Consider the following 14,169-nt stretch of genomic DNA (forward strand, 5'->3'; position numbering starts at 1 on the left):
TGGATTATCGTTGGGCAAAATTAAGCCCGGCATAAGCCGGGCTGGGGGTAAAGCACATCGCTGATCAGCTCAGGCGATTTGCACCAACATGGTCGGAGCCGTCAGCTGCGACACGATTTGCACCAACATGGTCCGAACCATCAGCAGCGACACGGTTTGCACCAACATGGTCGGAACCGTCAGCAGCAACGCGGTTTGCACCTACATGGTCGGAACCGTCAGCAGCCACGCGGTTTGCACCTACGCGGTCAGCACCATCAGCAGCAACGCGGTTGGCACCTACGCGGTCAGCACCGTCAGCAGCAACGCGGTTTGCACCTACGCGGTCAGCACCATCAGCAGCAACGCGGTTGGCACCTACGCGGTCAGCACCATCAGCAGCCACACGATTAGCACCTACACGATCGGAACCGTCAGCGGCAACACGGCCGATGTTAGTGTGCGAAGAACCGTTTTCAGCAACGATGGGTGCGTTGTTGTAGTGAGTGCCATCAACACTTGGAAGTGCGAAAGCGCTGCTGGCCAGAATCGAGAACGCCAGGCCGAAGATCAGTTTGTTAGTTTTCATGGTAGTTGCTCCAGATCGATTAGTTAGTGTGTAACTCGGTATGGAGTTAACTTTACTCGGCTCTGGATTATTAAGAACTCAATCCTGTTGTTAGCGATCATCGCTCAAATTGATACTAGGAAAACTGCATTCCTTTTCAGCGGGTTAGCTGCCCTGGCAGTGAAAAAAGGGCAGCTCACTTGCGTGGCTGCCCCGTGTTTTTCGGCTGAAACAGGCGATCTGACTCAGTCGGTTTCGATGCGCGAGTGCTTGCGGGTGTCCTTCATGAACACATAGACCAGCAGGGAACAGGCGATGCAGGCGGTGACGTACCAGTAGTAGCCGGTCTCCATCCCGATGCTTTTGAACCACAGCGCGATGTATTCAGCGGTGCCGCCGAAAATCGACACGGTCAAGGCATACGGCAGGCCGACGCCCAGCGCGCGGATCTCGGTGGGGAACAGCTCGGCCTTTACCACCGCGTTGATCGAGGTGTAGCCGCTGACGATGATCAACGCCGCCATGATCAGGAAGAACGCACCCCACCAGCTCTGCACCGTGTGCAGCGTGGTCAGGATCGGCACCGTGCACAGCGTGCCCAGTACGCCGAACGCAATCAGAATCGGGCGGCGCCCGACCTTGTCAGACAGCGCGCCCACCACCGGTTGCAGCAACATGAACAGGAACAGCGTCGCCGCCGAAATACTGGTGGAGTCGGTGATGCTCATGCCGACGGTGTTCACCAGGTATTTCTGCATGTAGGTGGTGTAGGTATAGAACGCCAGGGTGCCGCCCATGGTCAGGCCGACGACCGTCATCAACTCCTTGGGATGACGCATCAGCGTGCGCATCAGGCTTTCCTTGGGTTTGTCCTTCTTGCGCGTGAACGACTCGGTTTCTTCCATGCCACGGCGCAGGAACAGCGCGACCACCGCACACAGTGCGCCGATGGCGAACGGGATACGCCAGCCCCACGCGGTCAGTTGTTCGGTGGTCAGGGTTTGCTGGAGGACGATCAGTACAGCCAGCGCGATGAGTTGTCCGGAGATCAGTGTCACGTACTGGAAGCTGGAGAAAAAGCCGCGCCGTTCCTTGGTGGCCATTTCGGACAGATAGGTCGCCGAGGTGCCGTATTCGCCGCCCACCGACAGGCCTTGCAGCAAGCGGGCGAAGACCAGCAGGATCGGTGCGCCGACGCCAATGGTCTCGTAACCGGGGGTGAGGGCGATGATCAGTGAGCCGAAGCACATCAGCAGCACCGAGGCCATCAGCGCCGCCTTGCGCCCCTTGCGGTCGGCGTACAGCCCCATCAGCCAGCCGCCGATGGGTCGCATCAGAAAGCCTACGGCGAAAATGGCAGCGGTGTTGAGGAGTTGTGCGGTGGTGTCGCCTTTGGGGAAGAACACCTTGGCGAAGTACAGCGAGAAGGCGGCGTATACGTACCAGTCGTACCACTCGACCATGTTGCCCACCGAACCGCTGAAAATAGACTTCAGACGACTTTTGGTGGTTTTTTCAGCAACCGGGGTGGCCGCTGACCCTTTTGACAGAGAGTTGGGGATGTCCATGGGGGTGCCTGCTAGTCATTGTTTTTAGAGAGAACGCACACGCGATCTGGCAGGAGTGATAGCAGGAGCTGTGCCAGCGCAGAGAAGGCCGGTTTAGAGGGGTTTAAGGAAGTTTATGAGCGGGAATCCGCTTATCGGGTGCATGGGCGTAAGCGGAGATCTGCCGACGCCACCGTTTTCTGTAGGAGCGCGCTTGCCCGCGATGGCGGTGTGTCAGTCGATGAAAGCGGTGCAGCAAAATTGCAATCGCGGGCAAGCGCGCTCCTACAGAGAGGGCCACATGCTCAATCCAGAAACATCTCGCGCAACAACCCATGCCGCTGCATCTTTTCATTCAGCGTGCGGCGGGGCAGTTGCAGTTCATGGAGCACCGCCTTGATGTCGCCCTTGTGCCGGGTCAAGGCCGAGCGCAGGCAATGGGCTTCGAAGGCTTCCTGCTGCGCGGCGAGGGACTGACCGGCTGGGACTTCGACCGAGGCGGGATTGTCCAGCCCCAGCACCTGGCGTTCCGCCGCGTTCGCCAGTTCCCGCACATTGCCCGGCCAGTCGTGGCTGAGCAGATGGCTCAGTTGCGCGCCGCTCAGCACCGGTGCACTGCGGCCCAGGCGTTGCGCGGCGGCGTGGGCAAAGTGGCTGAACAGCGAGGGGATGTCTTCGCGCCGCTCGCGTAATGACGGCAGGCGCAATTCCGCCACATTCAAGCGATACGCCAAGTCTTCGCGGAACCGCCCGGAACGCGATTCTTCCAGCAGGTCCGGCTTGGTCGCCGCGATGATCCTCAGGTCCACGGCGATGCTGTGGTTGGAACCCAGCCGCTCGAACTGCCGGTCCTGAATCACCCGTAACAGCTTGACCTGTTGCGCCAGCGGCATGCTTTCGATCTCGTCGAGAAACAAGGTGCCGCCATGAGCGTATTCCAGTTTGCCGATGCGCTTGCCCTGAGCGCCGGTGAACGCGCCACTCTCGTGGCCGAACAGCTCGGCTTCGAACAACTGCTCGGGAATCGCCGCGCAATTGAGCGCCACAAACGGCTTGCTCGCCCGTGGACCGAAGTCGTGCAGGCAACGGGCGACCAGTTCCTTGCCGCTGCCAGTCTCGCCGCGAATCACCACATTGACCGGGAGCGGGGCGAGATCCAGCACCTGCCGGCGCAAGGTCTGCATGCCGGGCGACAACCCGATCAAGGTGCTATCCAGTCGGGTTCTGGCATCGGCGTGCTCGGTGAGCCGTCGGTTTTCAAGGACCAGCGAGCGTTTTTCCAGCGCACGGCGCAGGCTGCTCATCAAGGTTTGCGGGGTGAACGGTTTCTCCAGAAAGTCGTAGGCACCGTCGCGCATGGCATCCACCGCCATGGGGACGTCGCCATGGCCGGTCAGCAGAATGACCGGCAGGTCGGCATCGCGTGACTGCAACTGCGCCAACAAGGCCAGTCCGCTCATGCCCGGCATGCGCACGTCGCTGAGCACCACGCCCGGAAAGTGATCCGGCAGATGGGTCAGGCAATCTTCGGCACGGCTATACAGCTGCACATTGAACCCGGACAGCGTCAGCCATTGCTCCACGGCTTCGCGGATGGGCGCTTCGTCATCGACCACAATCACCGAATTGAACATGCAGGCTCAGTCTCCGAAGCGTTGGGCAAGCAAAAGGAAAACAGCGCGCCGGCCTCCAGATTACCGGCTGTCAGACGGCCCCCGAGTTCATGGACGATGGCGTAGGACACCGCCAGCCCCAGGCCGAGTCCGTCGCCAACCGGCTTGGTGGTGAAGAACGGGTCGAAAATATTGGCCAGATGCGCCTCGGCAATTCCGCCGCCACTGTCGGCAACGCTCAGGCGCCAGGTGTCGCCGTGTGGGTCGATGGAGATTTCCAGGCGCTTGAGCGGTTTGTCGCTCATGGCATCCAGGGCGTTGCGCAGCAGGTTGATCAGCACTTGCTCCAGGCGAATCGCATCGCCGCGCACCCAGGCCGGACGGGTCAGATTCAGCACACAGCTGACGCGTTCCTCACGCAGCCGGGCATCGAGCAGCAGCAAGGACTGATCGACGACAGCCGCAAGGTCCAGCCGCTCACGCAGGCCGCTTGGGCTTTTGCGGGCGAAGGTCTTCAGGTGGCCGGTGAGCGCGGCCATGCGCGTCAATTGTTGATCGAGCAGGGTCAAGGCGTTGCGGGCATCGTCGACGCGGCCGTGCTCCAGCAGCAATCGCACGGTTTCCAGCTGCATGCGCTGGGCCGTCAGGGGCTGATTGATTTCGTGGGCGAGGGCGGCGGACATCTGCCCCAGTGCCGCCAGTTTGGTGGATTGCACGAGACCGTCCTGGGCGGTCTGCAGGTCGCGTGTGCGCTCTTCCACCAGACGCTCCAGTTCCTCGCGGCTGCGCTGACGCAACCGCGCCAAGCGCCAACGCTGATACAGAAACAGCCCGAGGAACACCAGCGTCAGCCACGCGCCTGCCGCCGCCAGCGCGGCGTTGCGCGTATCTTCAGCGGCCGGCTGCGGCTTGCGCAACAGGTGCAGCGTCCAGCCTTCGGGCACTAACGGCAACGCTTGCCAGAGGTAATCCGCAGGACCGGTCGGCGCCTGCACGCGACTGAAATGGCTGTTGTCGTCGAAGGTCTGCAGGGGCTGTTGCTCAAGGGGCGTGATCACTTGCTTGTCGTACTGCCGCGTCGCCTTCAACTGCGCGTGATCCTGTTCGGACAGCGGTCGCAAGGCCCGGTATCGCCAGCCGGGCTGGTTGGCGATGAACACGATGCCTTTGGCGTCACTGACCAGCAACAGATCGTCGCCTTGCGCCCAGGCGTGCTCCAGATCCGGGAATTCGAGCTTGACCACGATGGCCCCCAGGAAGCGGCCCTCTGCGTCGCGAACGGCGTTGGACAGGAAGTAACCGGGAATGCCGCTGGTAACGCCCACGGCATAAAAACGCCCGGTGCCCTGGGCCTGGGTTTGCTGGAAGTAGGGCCGAAAGCCGTAGTTGTGACCGACGTAGCTGCTGGGCAGACGCCAGTTGCTGGCGCCGACGGCGAGGCCGGTGTGGTCGAGCAGTTCGAGGGTCGAGGACTGGGCCGCGCCGTTGATTTGTTCGAGCTTGAGGTTCAGCGCCTGGGTGGTGTCGGGGCTGACCGGTTGGCTCAGCGCTGCGCGCAGTTCCGGGTCCAGTGCCAGTACGGCGGGCAGGGCACGGTAGCGTTCAATCAGGGTCTGGAGTGTGTTGGCGTACAGCGACAGCTGATCGTGAGCCCGCTTGGCGTCATCTTCCAGCGCATGCCGCCGCGCCTGATGCATCGCCAGCGTCGCCGCCAGCACGGCGCCGGCGAGGATCAATGCTGCATACAGGAAGAGGCGGGTGTTGCGCGGCATAAATGACCTTTTGAAGTCCCGTCTGTAGGAGCGCGCTTGCCCGCGATGACGTCGGTGAATCCCATACAATTGCGTCGGTCAACCAAGCGCATCGCGGGCAAGCGCGCTCCTACAAAAGCGCAGAGTCGTTACAACAGCTTGAGCCCCGCCTCTTTCACGTCCACCGAATCCAGCCCGATCATCACTTTGAAATCCCCCGCTTCAGCGGCGTACTTCAGCGACGGGTTGACGAACTTCAGGTCCTCTTCGGTCAGGGTGAAGGTCACGACCTTCTCTTCGCCTGGCTGGAGCATGACTTTCTCGAAGTTTTTCAGCTCTTTGACCGGACGGCTGATGGAGGCCGCCAGATCGCGCAGGTAAAGCTGAACCACGGTGGCGCCGGCGACCTTGCCGGTGTTCTTGACAGTCACGCTGGCGGTCAGTTTGTCCTTGCGGGTCATCTGGCCGGCAGACAGTTTCACGTCCGAGACGCTGAACTGGGTGTAGCTCAAACCGTAACCGAAGGCGAACAGCGGGCCGGTCGGTTCCTCGAAGTAGTTCGAGGTGTAGTTCGAATCATTCACTCGGTAAGGGCGGCCGGTGTTCAGGTGGTTGTAGTAGGACGGCACCTGACCGACCGAGCGCGGGAAGGTCATGGCCAGCTTGCCCGACGGGTTGTAGTCGCCGAACAGCACGTCGGCCAGCGCGTTACCGCCTTCAGTGCCGAGGAACCAGCTCTCGACCATTGCATCCGCCATCTCGTTTTCCGGACCAAGCGCCAAGGGGCGGCCGTTCATCAGGACCAGCACCAACGGTTTGCCAGTGGCTTTGAGCGCCTTGATCAGATCACGCTGACGACCCGGAATCACGATGTCCACACGGCTTGCCGCTTCATGGGACATGTTGCGGGATTCACCCACCACCGCGACGATCACGTCGGACTGCTGCGCCACTTTGACCGCTTCGTCGATCATCTCCTGAGCCGGACGCGGATCGACGCCGATCTTGTCGTCCATGTTGTTCAGGTAGTTGATGGCTTCCTGGTTGTCGGTGACGTTGGCGCCCACTGCGAACACCAGTTTGGCCTTGTCGCCCACGGCGTTGGCCAGGCCGTCATACGCGCTGACGGTTTGACGCGCCAGACCCGCTGCCGACCAGCTGCCCATCATGTCCAGCGAGCTTTTGGCCAGCGGACCGATGACAGCGATGGTGCCTTGCTTCTTGAGCGGCAGTGTTTCGTTGGCGTTTTTCAGCAGCACGATGCTCTTGCGCGCAACGTCGCGCGCGGCGTCACGGTGCAGGCGGCTTTCCGCATTGCGATCGATCGGGTCGTTGGCGGCATCGCCGATGCGCAGGAACGGGCTGGCAAACAGGCCCATTTCCCACTTCGCGCCCAGCACTTCGCGCACCGCGTTATCGACGTCCTTGATCGACACTTCGCCGGTCTTCACCAGGTCAGGCAGCTCTTCGCCATACGCCTTGTCGTTCATGCTCAGGTCGACGCCGGCCTTGATCGCCAGTTTCGCGGCTTCGCGGAAGTCCTTGGCGATACCGTGGTCGATCAGTTCCTTGATGGCGCCGTGGTCGCTGACCGTGACGCCTTTGAAACCCCATTCCTTGCGCAGCACATCCTGCAGCAGCCAGGCGTTGGCCGTGGCCGGCACGCCGTTGATCGAGTTCAGCGCAACCATGACGCCGCCCGCACCGGCATCGATGGCGGCGCGGTAGGGCGGCAGATAATCCTGGCGCATGCGCGTCGGGCTCATGTCCACGGTGTTGTAGTCGCGACCGCCTTCGACCGCGCCGTACAGGGCGAAGTGTTTGACGGCGGCCATGATGCTGTCCGGCGCCTGGGTGCTGCTGCCCTGAAAGGCGCGGGTGATGGTGCTGGAGATGCGCGACACCAGATAAGTGTCTTCGCCGAAGCCTTCGGAACTGCGGCCCCAGCGGGCATCGCGGGTGATGTCGACCATGGGCGCAAAAGTCATGTCCAGGCCATCGGCCGCTGCTTCGATGGCAGAAATCCGGCCGGTCTGGGTGATGGCGTCCATGTCCCAGCTGGCCGCAAGGCCCAGGCTGATGGGGAACACGGTGCGTTGACCGTGAACCACGTCGTACGCGAAGAACATCGGGATTTTCATGCGGCTGTGGGCGACAGCGGCGTCTTGCATCGCGCGGTTGTCCGGCAGGACGACGGAATTGAACGTGCCGCCGATTCGGCCCGCAGCGATTTCCTTGAGAATGGCCTCTCTGGGCATTTCCGGGCCAATGCTGATAAGGCGCAGTTGCCCGATCTTTTCATCGAGGGTCATCTGCTTCATCAATTTGGCGATGAAGGCATTCTTGGCCTGCAACTTCGTAACATCAGCGTCGGTGCTGGCAGCAAGCACAGATTGGCTGGCCAGACCGATGAAAAGACCCAGTAAACACAGCTTATTCATGAATGATTTTCTCAAGGCGTTGGCCGGCAACTCACACGTAATACCGGGCGGCCATTATGTTCGGGGTTCAAACCTTCGGCTTTTATTGTCATCAGGACGAAGCGGTCGCTGAACTCTTGATGCCGATAGGGTATCTGTAGCGCAGCAAGTTTTATCTGATTGCCGCTTGGCAATCCAGCACCCTGACAGCAGTTGGGGCGAGATTATGCCGGTGATCGTCTGATTTGGCTAAAGTCATATCTGATCGGAAGACATTTCTACTACTTATTAGGGAGCATCAAGACCATGCAATCACACCGCTGCGAGCAGTTCCGGAGCTATCGTTACAAATTGTCACTCATCCTGCTGATGGTGATGAGCACCTTTCTTTCCGGCTGCGGCATCAACAATATTCCGACGTACGACGAGCAGGTGAAGGCCGCCTGGGCGCAAGTACAGAACCAATACCAGCGCCGCGCCGACCTGATCCCCAATCTGGTGGAAACGGTCAAGGGCTACGCCAAACAGGAACAGGACACGCTGACCGCCGTGATCGAAGCACGGGCCAAGGCGACGTCGATCCAGGTCGATGCCACAACCCTCAACGACCCGGCCAAGCTCAAGCAGTTTCAGGACGCCCAGGGTCAGCTGACCGGCGCACTGAGCCGTTTGATGGTGGTGTCCGAACGCTACCCGGACCTCAAGTCCAACCAGAACTTCCTCTCCCTGCAATCCCAGCTTGAAGGCACCGAGAACCGGATCGCGGTCTCGCGCAAGGATTTCATCGCCTCGGTTGAGCGCTACAACACCGAAATCCGCACCTTCCCGGGCCGCCTCTGGCACACCGTGATGTACAGCGATCTGCCGATCCGACCTAACTTCGAAGCCACTGCCGCCGACGCGGATAAAGCTCCGCAAGTGAAGTTCTGATGCGCGCGCTGCGACGGGTCGTGCAGTTCGCCGCTTTGTGGTTGTGTGCGGTCGGCGTTGTCATGCCCGCCCACGCAGCGCTGAGCTTTCCGGCCCTGACCGGGCAAGTCGTCGACACCGCTGGCATGCTCGATGCCCAGAGCATCGAGCACCTGTCGCAGATGCTCAAGGCGCATCAACAGCTGACCACCGAGCAAGTGGTGGTGGTCACGGTGCCGAACCTGCAGGGCACCAGCATCGAGGATTACGGCTATCAGCTCGGCCGGCATTGGGGGATCGGGCAGAAGGACAAGGACAACGGCGCGTTGCTGATTGTCGCCAAGGACGACCGCAAGGTCCGCCTTGAAGTCGGCTACGGCCTGGAGGAGCGCCTGACGGACGCGCAATCGTCGGTGATCATCAACCAGATCATCACGCCTGCGTTCAAGAAGGGCGATTTCGTCGGCGGCATCACCCAGGGCGCCGAAGCCATGGTGCAGGTGTTGGGCGGTGACCCGCTGGCCGAACCTGCCGCAGGGGCCACGGGCAGCGCTGAATCGTCAGGTTCCACCTGGCAGAGCCTGGGCTTTCTGGTCGTGCTGGTGATTTTTATCTTCCTCAACATGAGAGGCGGACGTGGCGGCCGAGGCGGTGGCGGCGGCGGTTTTCTTACCGGCGCGGTGCTGGGTGGACTGAGCGGCATGGGTTCACGTGGCGGTGGCGGCGGGTCAGGCGGCGGCGGATTCAGTGGCGGCGGCGGCAGTTTTGGTGGCGGTGGCGCGTCTGGCAGTTGGTAATTGATAGCTCAACAGGGATTTGCACGACATGTCGCTACTCAATAAAGCAGAACAACGGCAGGTCGCCGAGGCGATCGACCACGTGGAGCGCACCACCGACGCGGAGCTGGTGACCGTGCTGGCGGGGTCGGCTGACGATTACACCTACGTGCCCTTGATTTGGGCGGGGCTGGTGGCGTTGCTGCTGCCGGGGTTGATCAACGTCTACGGTGGCTGGCTGGACGCCAATCAGTTGCTGATGACGCAAATCGGCACGTTCATCGTGGTCGCGGTGATCTGCCGGTTGCAGGCGGTGACCAGTCGACTGGTGCCGGAACGCGTCCGGCATTGGCGCGCGGGAAACCTGGCACGTCGGCAGTTTCTGGAGCAGAACCTGCACAAGACGGTAGGCGGCACCGGGATTTTGATTTTCGTCAGCGAGGCTGAACGGTACGTGGAAATCCTCGTGGATCACGGTATCTCCCACCGGGTGGATGATCAGGTCTGGCGGGGGATGGTGGACGTGTTCACGCAGAACGTGCGCGATGGCAAAACGCTGGAAGGGTTTCTCGGCTGCATCCAGGCGTGTGGCCAGTTGCTGACCGAGCACGTGCCGGTGACCCATGCGCGCAATGAGCTGCCGAATCGGTTAATCATTCTGGATTGATGCCGCGGACGTTTGCTGCGGACTTTGTAGGAGCGCGCTTGCCCGCGATAGGTTTTTTCAGCGTCAGGGTCATCGATTGACACGACGCATTCGCGGGCAAGCGCGCTCCTACAGGGGGTACGGCGGATTTGCGATACGCGAACCGTCGGCAATACATAATTAAATCCACCCCATCCGCTCAACCCGCCTAAAATACCCGCCTCGCATTTTCAGCTCCCCGAGGCTTCACCCGATGTCCGTCACTGCACCCAACGCCCAGCCCGCGCCGGATCACCGCGCTCAGTTTCTGAGCCTGCTCGACACCTGCCTGATGCAAAACTCGCTGATCAAGCTGGTGCTGGCCAAATACGTCGGCGCCGAGGCGCAGCTGCAACGGGTGATCATCAAGCCGCTGACCGTCAAGGATCAGCCCTGCCTGTCCTTCGTCTATCGCTACAAGACCCGCGACATCACCAAGAACTTCCCGCTGACCGAAGCCCAAACGCTGATTGCCGAGCTGCTGCCCGAGTCGTTCAAGAACGCGCATTTGCTGTCGCTCACCGACGAAGTTCAGCTGGAATTCAGCAAGAAGGGCAAAAGCTCGCTGTTCCGCAACAAGGCTCAGCAGTCGCGTGAGGCGCCTTCCGCTGAGCATGATCGCGAGAAGAAGCGCTACCTGGAATTGAGCCGGCCGTTCCTCACCGACCTGGGCGTGACCAACAAGCAGCACGAGTTGATCCCGGCCATGTCGCGCAAATGGAAGCAGATCAACAAGTTCATCGAGGTGTTTTCCCACGCCCTGGCGTCATCCCCGATCAAGCTGGATCAGCCCGTGACGGTGGCAGACTTCGGCTCGGGCAAGGGCTACCTCACGTTCGCGATCCACGATTACCTGCGCAACACGTTGCAGGCCGAGGGGCAGGTGACCGGTGTCGAACTGCGCGAGGACATGGTCACGTTGTGCAACAACGCCGCCGCGCAACTGGAACATCCCGGGCTGGTGTTCAAGCATGGCGACGTGCGCTCGGTGGCGCCCAGCGAACTGGACGTGATGATTGCGCTGCACGCCTGCGACATCGCCACTGACTACGCGATCCACACCGGCATACGTTCCGGCGCGTCGATCATCATGTGTTCGCCGTGCTGCCACAAACAGATCCGCTTGCAGATTCAAAGCCCGACCCTGTTGCGGCCGATGCTGCAATACGGCTTGCACATGGGCCAGCAGGCCGAGATGGTCACCGATGCGTTGCGCGCGCTGTTGCTGGAGGCCTGCGGGTACGAGACCAAAGTGTTCGAGTTCATTTCACTGGAACACACCAACAAGAACAAAATGATTCTGGCGGTCAAGCGCGCCACGCCGGTGGATCCTGCCCCGTTGCTGGCCAGGATCCAGGAACTGAAAGCCTTCTACGCGATTCAGGAGCAGTGTCTGGAGACCCTGCTCCGGGCCGATGCGCTGATCTAGATCGATGTCCGGACCGGCTGGGGCGCGATGACGGCGGTCTTGCGTCCCAGCATCACGGTCACGATGACGCCGCCGGCGAACAGCCACGTGATGGGGTCGATGTGTTCGCCGAAGAACAGCGCTGAAAACGCCATGGTGAAGAAGATCTGCACCAGCTGAATCTGGCTCACCCGGGCGATGCCACCCATGGCCAGCCCGGCGTACCAGGCAAAAAAGCCGATGAATTGCGAAAACAGCGACACGTAACCGAAGGCCCACCATGCGCCCGTCGAGATCGGCCCCTGATGCTGTGACGCCAGATACACCACCGGCACCAGCAAAAGCGGGCTCGACAGCACCAGCGCCCAGCAAATCACTTGCCATCCGCCCATCTGTTTGGCCAGGCGTCCGCCCTCGGCATAGCCCAGGCCGCCAAAGGCAATGGCCGCGAGCATCCAGAAATCCCCCGCCTGAATACTCCCTGCGCCGCTGATCAGCGCATAACTGAGCACCAGCGCGCTGCCCAATGCCGCGCAACCCCAGAACGCTTTCGACGGGCGTTCGTGAGACAGCCACGCCGCGTAAAGGGCCACCAACAGAGGCTGCAGACCGTTGACCAACGCGCCATGGGAGGAGGGGAGCGTCTTCATTGCCCAGGCGGACAACACCGGAAAACCGATGATCACGCCCAACGCAACCAACATCAATCCTCTGAACTGCGGCCAGGTCGGCCACTTCTCGCGGCGCCAGAGCAACAGCGCCGCCGCCGGAATCGCCGCCACCAGCGCACGGCCCAGGCCGTTGAGCAGCGGATGAACTTCCTGAACCACCACGCGTGTCATGGGCAGCGTAAGACTGAAGATCACCACCCCGATCAGGCCGAGGATCATTCCGGTGTTTTCGCGAGAGGACATCATGGCGCAGGCCTTGTTGTTATGAGTGAGAAACGGGCACCCATCTAGCCACACTCAAGCGTGGCGTCTCCTTTACAGCTGTCGACAGAATCATCCGTACACTTTGTAGGAGGCATTCCCGTTAGCTTTCAGAACGAGTCGCGAACTTTTTGTGTTTCTTCCCCAATAGTGGTTCGAAACTTGAATGCAACCTGACTGCAACACGCTTTGGTCAAAATCGCGCCACTGCCATCAGCCAGGAGAAACACCATGTCGATCATCGGAAAATGGGCTTTACAAGCGGTCGTCGTCTTCCTGTTCGCCTGGCTGGCGACAGTCGCCGCGCAGTGGGGCAGCCGGGTCGCGGCGGCTACCAGCAATGATCGGCTCGCAGTACTGAGCAGCGTGCGCCTGTCGACCGGGCCCGTCGCAAACGGCGCCAACAAAAGCGCATCGGGCAACGCGGTTGTGGCCGCGACGTCCGGGCAAGGTAACGAGTGAAAACGGGGAATGGGTAGAATTGGAGCGTCAGTCGGGCTGGGGTGGCGCAGTCGTACACCCCGCCTCACTATAAATTGAAAATTGATCAGCCCGTCCCCATCAGCGTCACACCTTCAGCCTCGCAACCGGCACCAGAAAGTCACCATCCCCCAGCGGATGCGTCTTGGCATCGAAAAACTTCAGTTCCACGTCCAGCCCTGCGAACAGTGCCGTGTAATGCCGTTTCTGGTGCTGGATGAAGGATTCGCTGCGGGGCAATACCGAGATGGCGAGGGCCTTGGGTTCAGCTGCGCGGACCGCGTCGACAATGTGACGATCCTGCTTGCCCAACGCGTGGCCGAAGATGCACAGCGGACCTTCGTGACGCGCCAGTTGTGCATGGCAGAAGGACAGATAGTCCGACCCGCGGATGACTTTGAGCTTCTCCTCGCTGCTGCCTTCACAGACGAACAGGGGCACATCGTCCAGCGCGTTGACGGCAAAACTGCCGAGCAGCGTGCTTTCCGAGGACAGCAATTTGCGCGCGCTGCCGTCGAAGTTTTTCACCAGATGCATCCCGCCATGCAGGTAAAGCAGTCGCGTCCCTTCGGCGTTGGTGTGGTGCAGGTTGAACGTGGCATCGTCGGCGAACAGATCATCGAACCGCGCCTGTCCGTGCATCGCCGCCCAGTAGGCGAGCAAATCGTAGTTGGTTGAGTACACCGTGTCGTATTGGCTCAGGGCCTCGCTGATGGCCAGCAACGTCGCTTGCTCCATCAATCGCCACGGGATATGCACGGAGCGCACGCCGTGGATCAGGGCTTCCTTGATCGCGAAGTAGCGATTGCGCGGCGAAGACGAGCTGATGGTCAGCGCGGCATTGACCCTTATGGACGTCTTGAGCGCGCTCAGCACGGGTTCGAAGTTGGTCGTCTCCATGGTTTTGAACAACGCAAGCTCGGTCGGGCTCAGCGGCTTGTTGCGCGTGGTCTGCGCCAGCTCGAACAGCGAGTCATACGTAAATTGCTTCCATACCGCGAGACTGGCGCCATTGCCCAGCAGCAGCCCGGAGCAGGGCGTGGTGCTCTGCACATCGTTCCAGTGCGCAAGCGCAGCGTCAAAATCAGTGTGTTCCATTTT

General features: G+C 61.0%; 12 protein-coding genes. 5 read left to right on the forward strand and 7 right to left on the reverse strand.

What is annotated here, in order from left to right:
- Positions 1 to 64: 64 nt before the first annotated feature.
- From ABQX22_RS19125 to bglX, 5 genes are all read right to left on the reverse strand, one after another.
- Positions 65 to 568: a hypothetical protein gene (locus tag ABQX22_RS19125; RefSeq protein WP_349801415.1), complete on the reverse strand. Its 504-nt coding sequence runs from the start codon at positions 566 to 568 to the stop codon at positions 65 to 67.
- Between the two features lie 224 nt (positions 569 to 792).
- The gene (locus ABQX22_RS19130) at positions 793 to 2,115 is read right to left on the reverse strand and encodes an MFS transporter (RefSeq protein WP_349801416.1); all 1,323 of its coding nucleotides are present in this window, start codon (positions 2,113 to 2,115) and stop codon (positions 793 to 795) included.
- 284 nt (positions 2,116 to 2,399) lie between these two features.
- On the reverse strand, positions 2,400 to 3,728 hold the full coding sequence (locus ABQX22_RS19135; protein WP_349801417.1) for a sigma-54-dependent transcriptional regulator: 1,329 nt from the start codon (positions 3,726 to 3,728) through the stop codon (positions 2,400 to 2,402).
- On the reverse strand, positions 3,713 to 5,479 hold the full coding sequence (locus ABQX22_RS19140; protein ID WP_349801418.1) for an ATP-binding protein: 1,767 nt from the start codon (positions 5,477 to 5,479) through the stop codon (positions 3,713 to 3,715). Before ABQX22_RS19140 ends, ABQX22_RS19135 begins: the two co-directional genes overlap by 16 nt.
- Positions 5,480 to 5,607: 128 nt before the next feature.
- Positions 5,608 to 7,899, reverse strand: coding sequence for a beta-glucosidase BglX (bglX, locus tag ABQX22_RS19145; protein ID WP_349801419.1), 2,292 nt, complete (start codon positions 7,897 to 7,899; stop codon positions 5,608 to 5,610).
- Between the two features lie 285 nt (positions 7,900 to 8,184).
- Here bglX and ABQX22_RS19150 point away from each other — a divergent pair, with 285 nt between their 5' ends.
- The 4 genes from ABQX22_RS19150 (at position 8,185) to ABQX22_RS19165 (ending at position 11,677) form a co-directional block, all read left to right on the forward strand.
- Complete coding sequence (locus ABQX22_RS19150; RefSeq protein ID WP_349801420.1) at positions 8,185 to 8,808, forward strand: LemA family protein; 624 nt, start codon at positions 8,185 to 8,187, stop codon at positions 8,806 to 8,808.
- Positions 8,808 to 9,584: a TPM domain-containing protein gene (locus ABQX22_RS19155; protein WP_349801421.1), complete on the forward strand. Its 777-nt coding sequence runs from the start codon at positions 8,808 to 8,810 to the stop codon at positions 9,582 to 9,584. Before ABQX22_RS19150 ends, ABQX22_RS19155 begins: the two co-directional genes overlap by 1 nt.
- Before the next feature lie 28 nt (positions 9,585 to 9,612).
- Positions 9,613 to 10,230 (forward strand): TPM domain-containing protein, encoded by a 618-nt coding sequence (locus ABQX22_RS19160; protein ID WP_349801422.1) that lies wholly within the window; start codon positions 9,613 to 9,615, stop codon positions 10,228 to 10,230.
- Between the two features lie 232 nt (positions 10,231 to 10,462).
- The gene (locus tag ABQX22_RS19165) at positions 10,463 to 11,677 is read left to right on the forward strand and encodes a class I SAM-dependent methyltransferase (RefSeq protein WP_349801423.1); all 1,215 of its coding nucleotides are present in this window, start codon (positions 10,463 to 10,465) and stop codon (positions 11,675 to 11,677) included.
- On the opposite strand, the gene ABQX22_RS19170 is transcribed toward ABQX22_RS19165, so the two are convergent.
- On the reverse strand, positions 11,674 to 12,573 hold the full coding sequence (locus ABQX22_RS19170) for a DMT family transporter (RefSeq protein WP_349801424.1): 900 nt from the start codon (positions 12,571 to 12,573) through the stop codon (positions 11,674 to 11,676). The two genes, ABQX22_RS19165 and ABQX22_RS19170, sit on opposite strands and share 4 nt — an antisense overlap.
- A 246-nt stretch (positions 12,574 to 12,819) precedes the next feature.
- On the opposite strand from ABQX22_RS19170, the gene ABQX22_RS19175 reads away from it, so the two are divergent.
- Complete coding sequence (locus tag ABQX22_RS19175; RefSeq protein ID WP_349801425.1) at positions 12,820 to 13,050, forward strand: hypothetical protein; 231 nt, start codon at positions 12,820 to 12,822, stop codon at positions 13,048 to 13,050.
- A gap of 105 nt (positions 13,051 to 13,155) precedes the next feature.
- Here ABQX22_RS19175 and ABQX22_RS19180 read toward each other — a convergent pair whose 3' ends face one another.
- Positions 13,156 to 14,166 carry a DUF4917 family protein gene (locus ABQX22_RS19180; RefSeq protein WP_349801426.1) on the reverse strand — a complete coding sequence of 337 codons (1,011 nt, stop codon included), beginning with the start codon at positions 14,164 to 14,166 and terminating at the stop codon, positions 13,156 to 13,158.
- Positions 14,167 to 14,169: the final 3 nt, after the last annotated feature.

Source organism: Xanthomonas sp. WHRI 1810A (genome assembly GCF_040202885.1).
Lineage (GTDB): Bacteria > Pseudomonadota > Gammaproteobacteria > Pseudomonadales > Pseudomonadaceae > Aquipseudomonas.

Excerpts from the sequence above, each read along its gene's own strand:
- ABQX22_RS19125 (WP_349801415.1), bottom strand. The coding sequence starts at position 568 with ATGAAAACTAACAAACTGATCTTCGGCCTGGCGTTCTCGATTCTGGCC.
- ABQX22_RS19130 (WP_349801416.1), bottom strand. The coding sequence starts at position 2,115 with ATGGACATCCCCAACTCTCTGTCAAAAGGGTCAGCGGCCACCCCGGTT.
- ABQX22_RS19135 (WP_349801417.1), bottom strand. The coding sequence starts at position 3,728 with ATGTTCAATTCGGTGATTGTGGTCGATGACGAAGCGCCCATCCGCGAA.
- ABQX22_RS19140 (WP_349801418.1), bottom strand. The coding sequence starts at position 5,479 with ATGCCGCGCAACACCCGCCTCTTCCTGTATGCAGCATTGATCCTCGCC.
- bglX (WP_349801419.1), bottom strand. The coding sequence starts at position 7,899 with ATGAATAAGCTGTGTTTACTGGGTCTTTTCATCGGTCTGGCCAGCCAA.
- ABQX22_RS19150 (WP_349801420.1), top strand. The coding sequence starts at position 8,185 with ATGCAATCACACCGCTGCGAGCAGTTCCGGAGCTATCGTTACAAATTG.
- ABQX22_RS19155 (WP_349801421.1), top strand. The coding sequence starts at position 8,808 with ATGCGCGCGCTGCGACGGGTCGTGCAGTTCGCCGCTTTGTGGTTGTGT.
- ABQX22_RS19160 (WP_349801422.1), top strand. The coding sequence starts at position 9,613 with ATGTCGCTACTCAATAAAGCAGAACAACGGCAGGTCGCCGAGGCGATC.
- ABQX22_RS19165 (WP_349801423.1), top strand. The coding sequence starts at position 10,463 with ATGTCCGTCACTGCACCCAACGCCCAGCCCGCGCCGGATCACCGCGCT.
- ABQX22_RS19170 (WP_349801424.1), bottom strand. The coding sequence starts at position 12,573 with ATGATGTCCTCTCGCGAAAACACCGGAATGATCCTCGGCCTGATCGGG.
- ABQX22_RS19175 (WP_349801425.1), top strand. The coding sequence starts at position 12,820 with ATGTCGATCATCGGAAAATGGGCTTTACAAGCGGTCGTCGTCTTCCTG.
- ABQX22_RS19180 (WP_349801426.1), bottom strand. The coding sequence starts at position 14,166 with ATGGAACACACTGATTTTGACGCTGCGCTTGCGCACTGGAACGATGTG.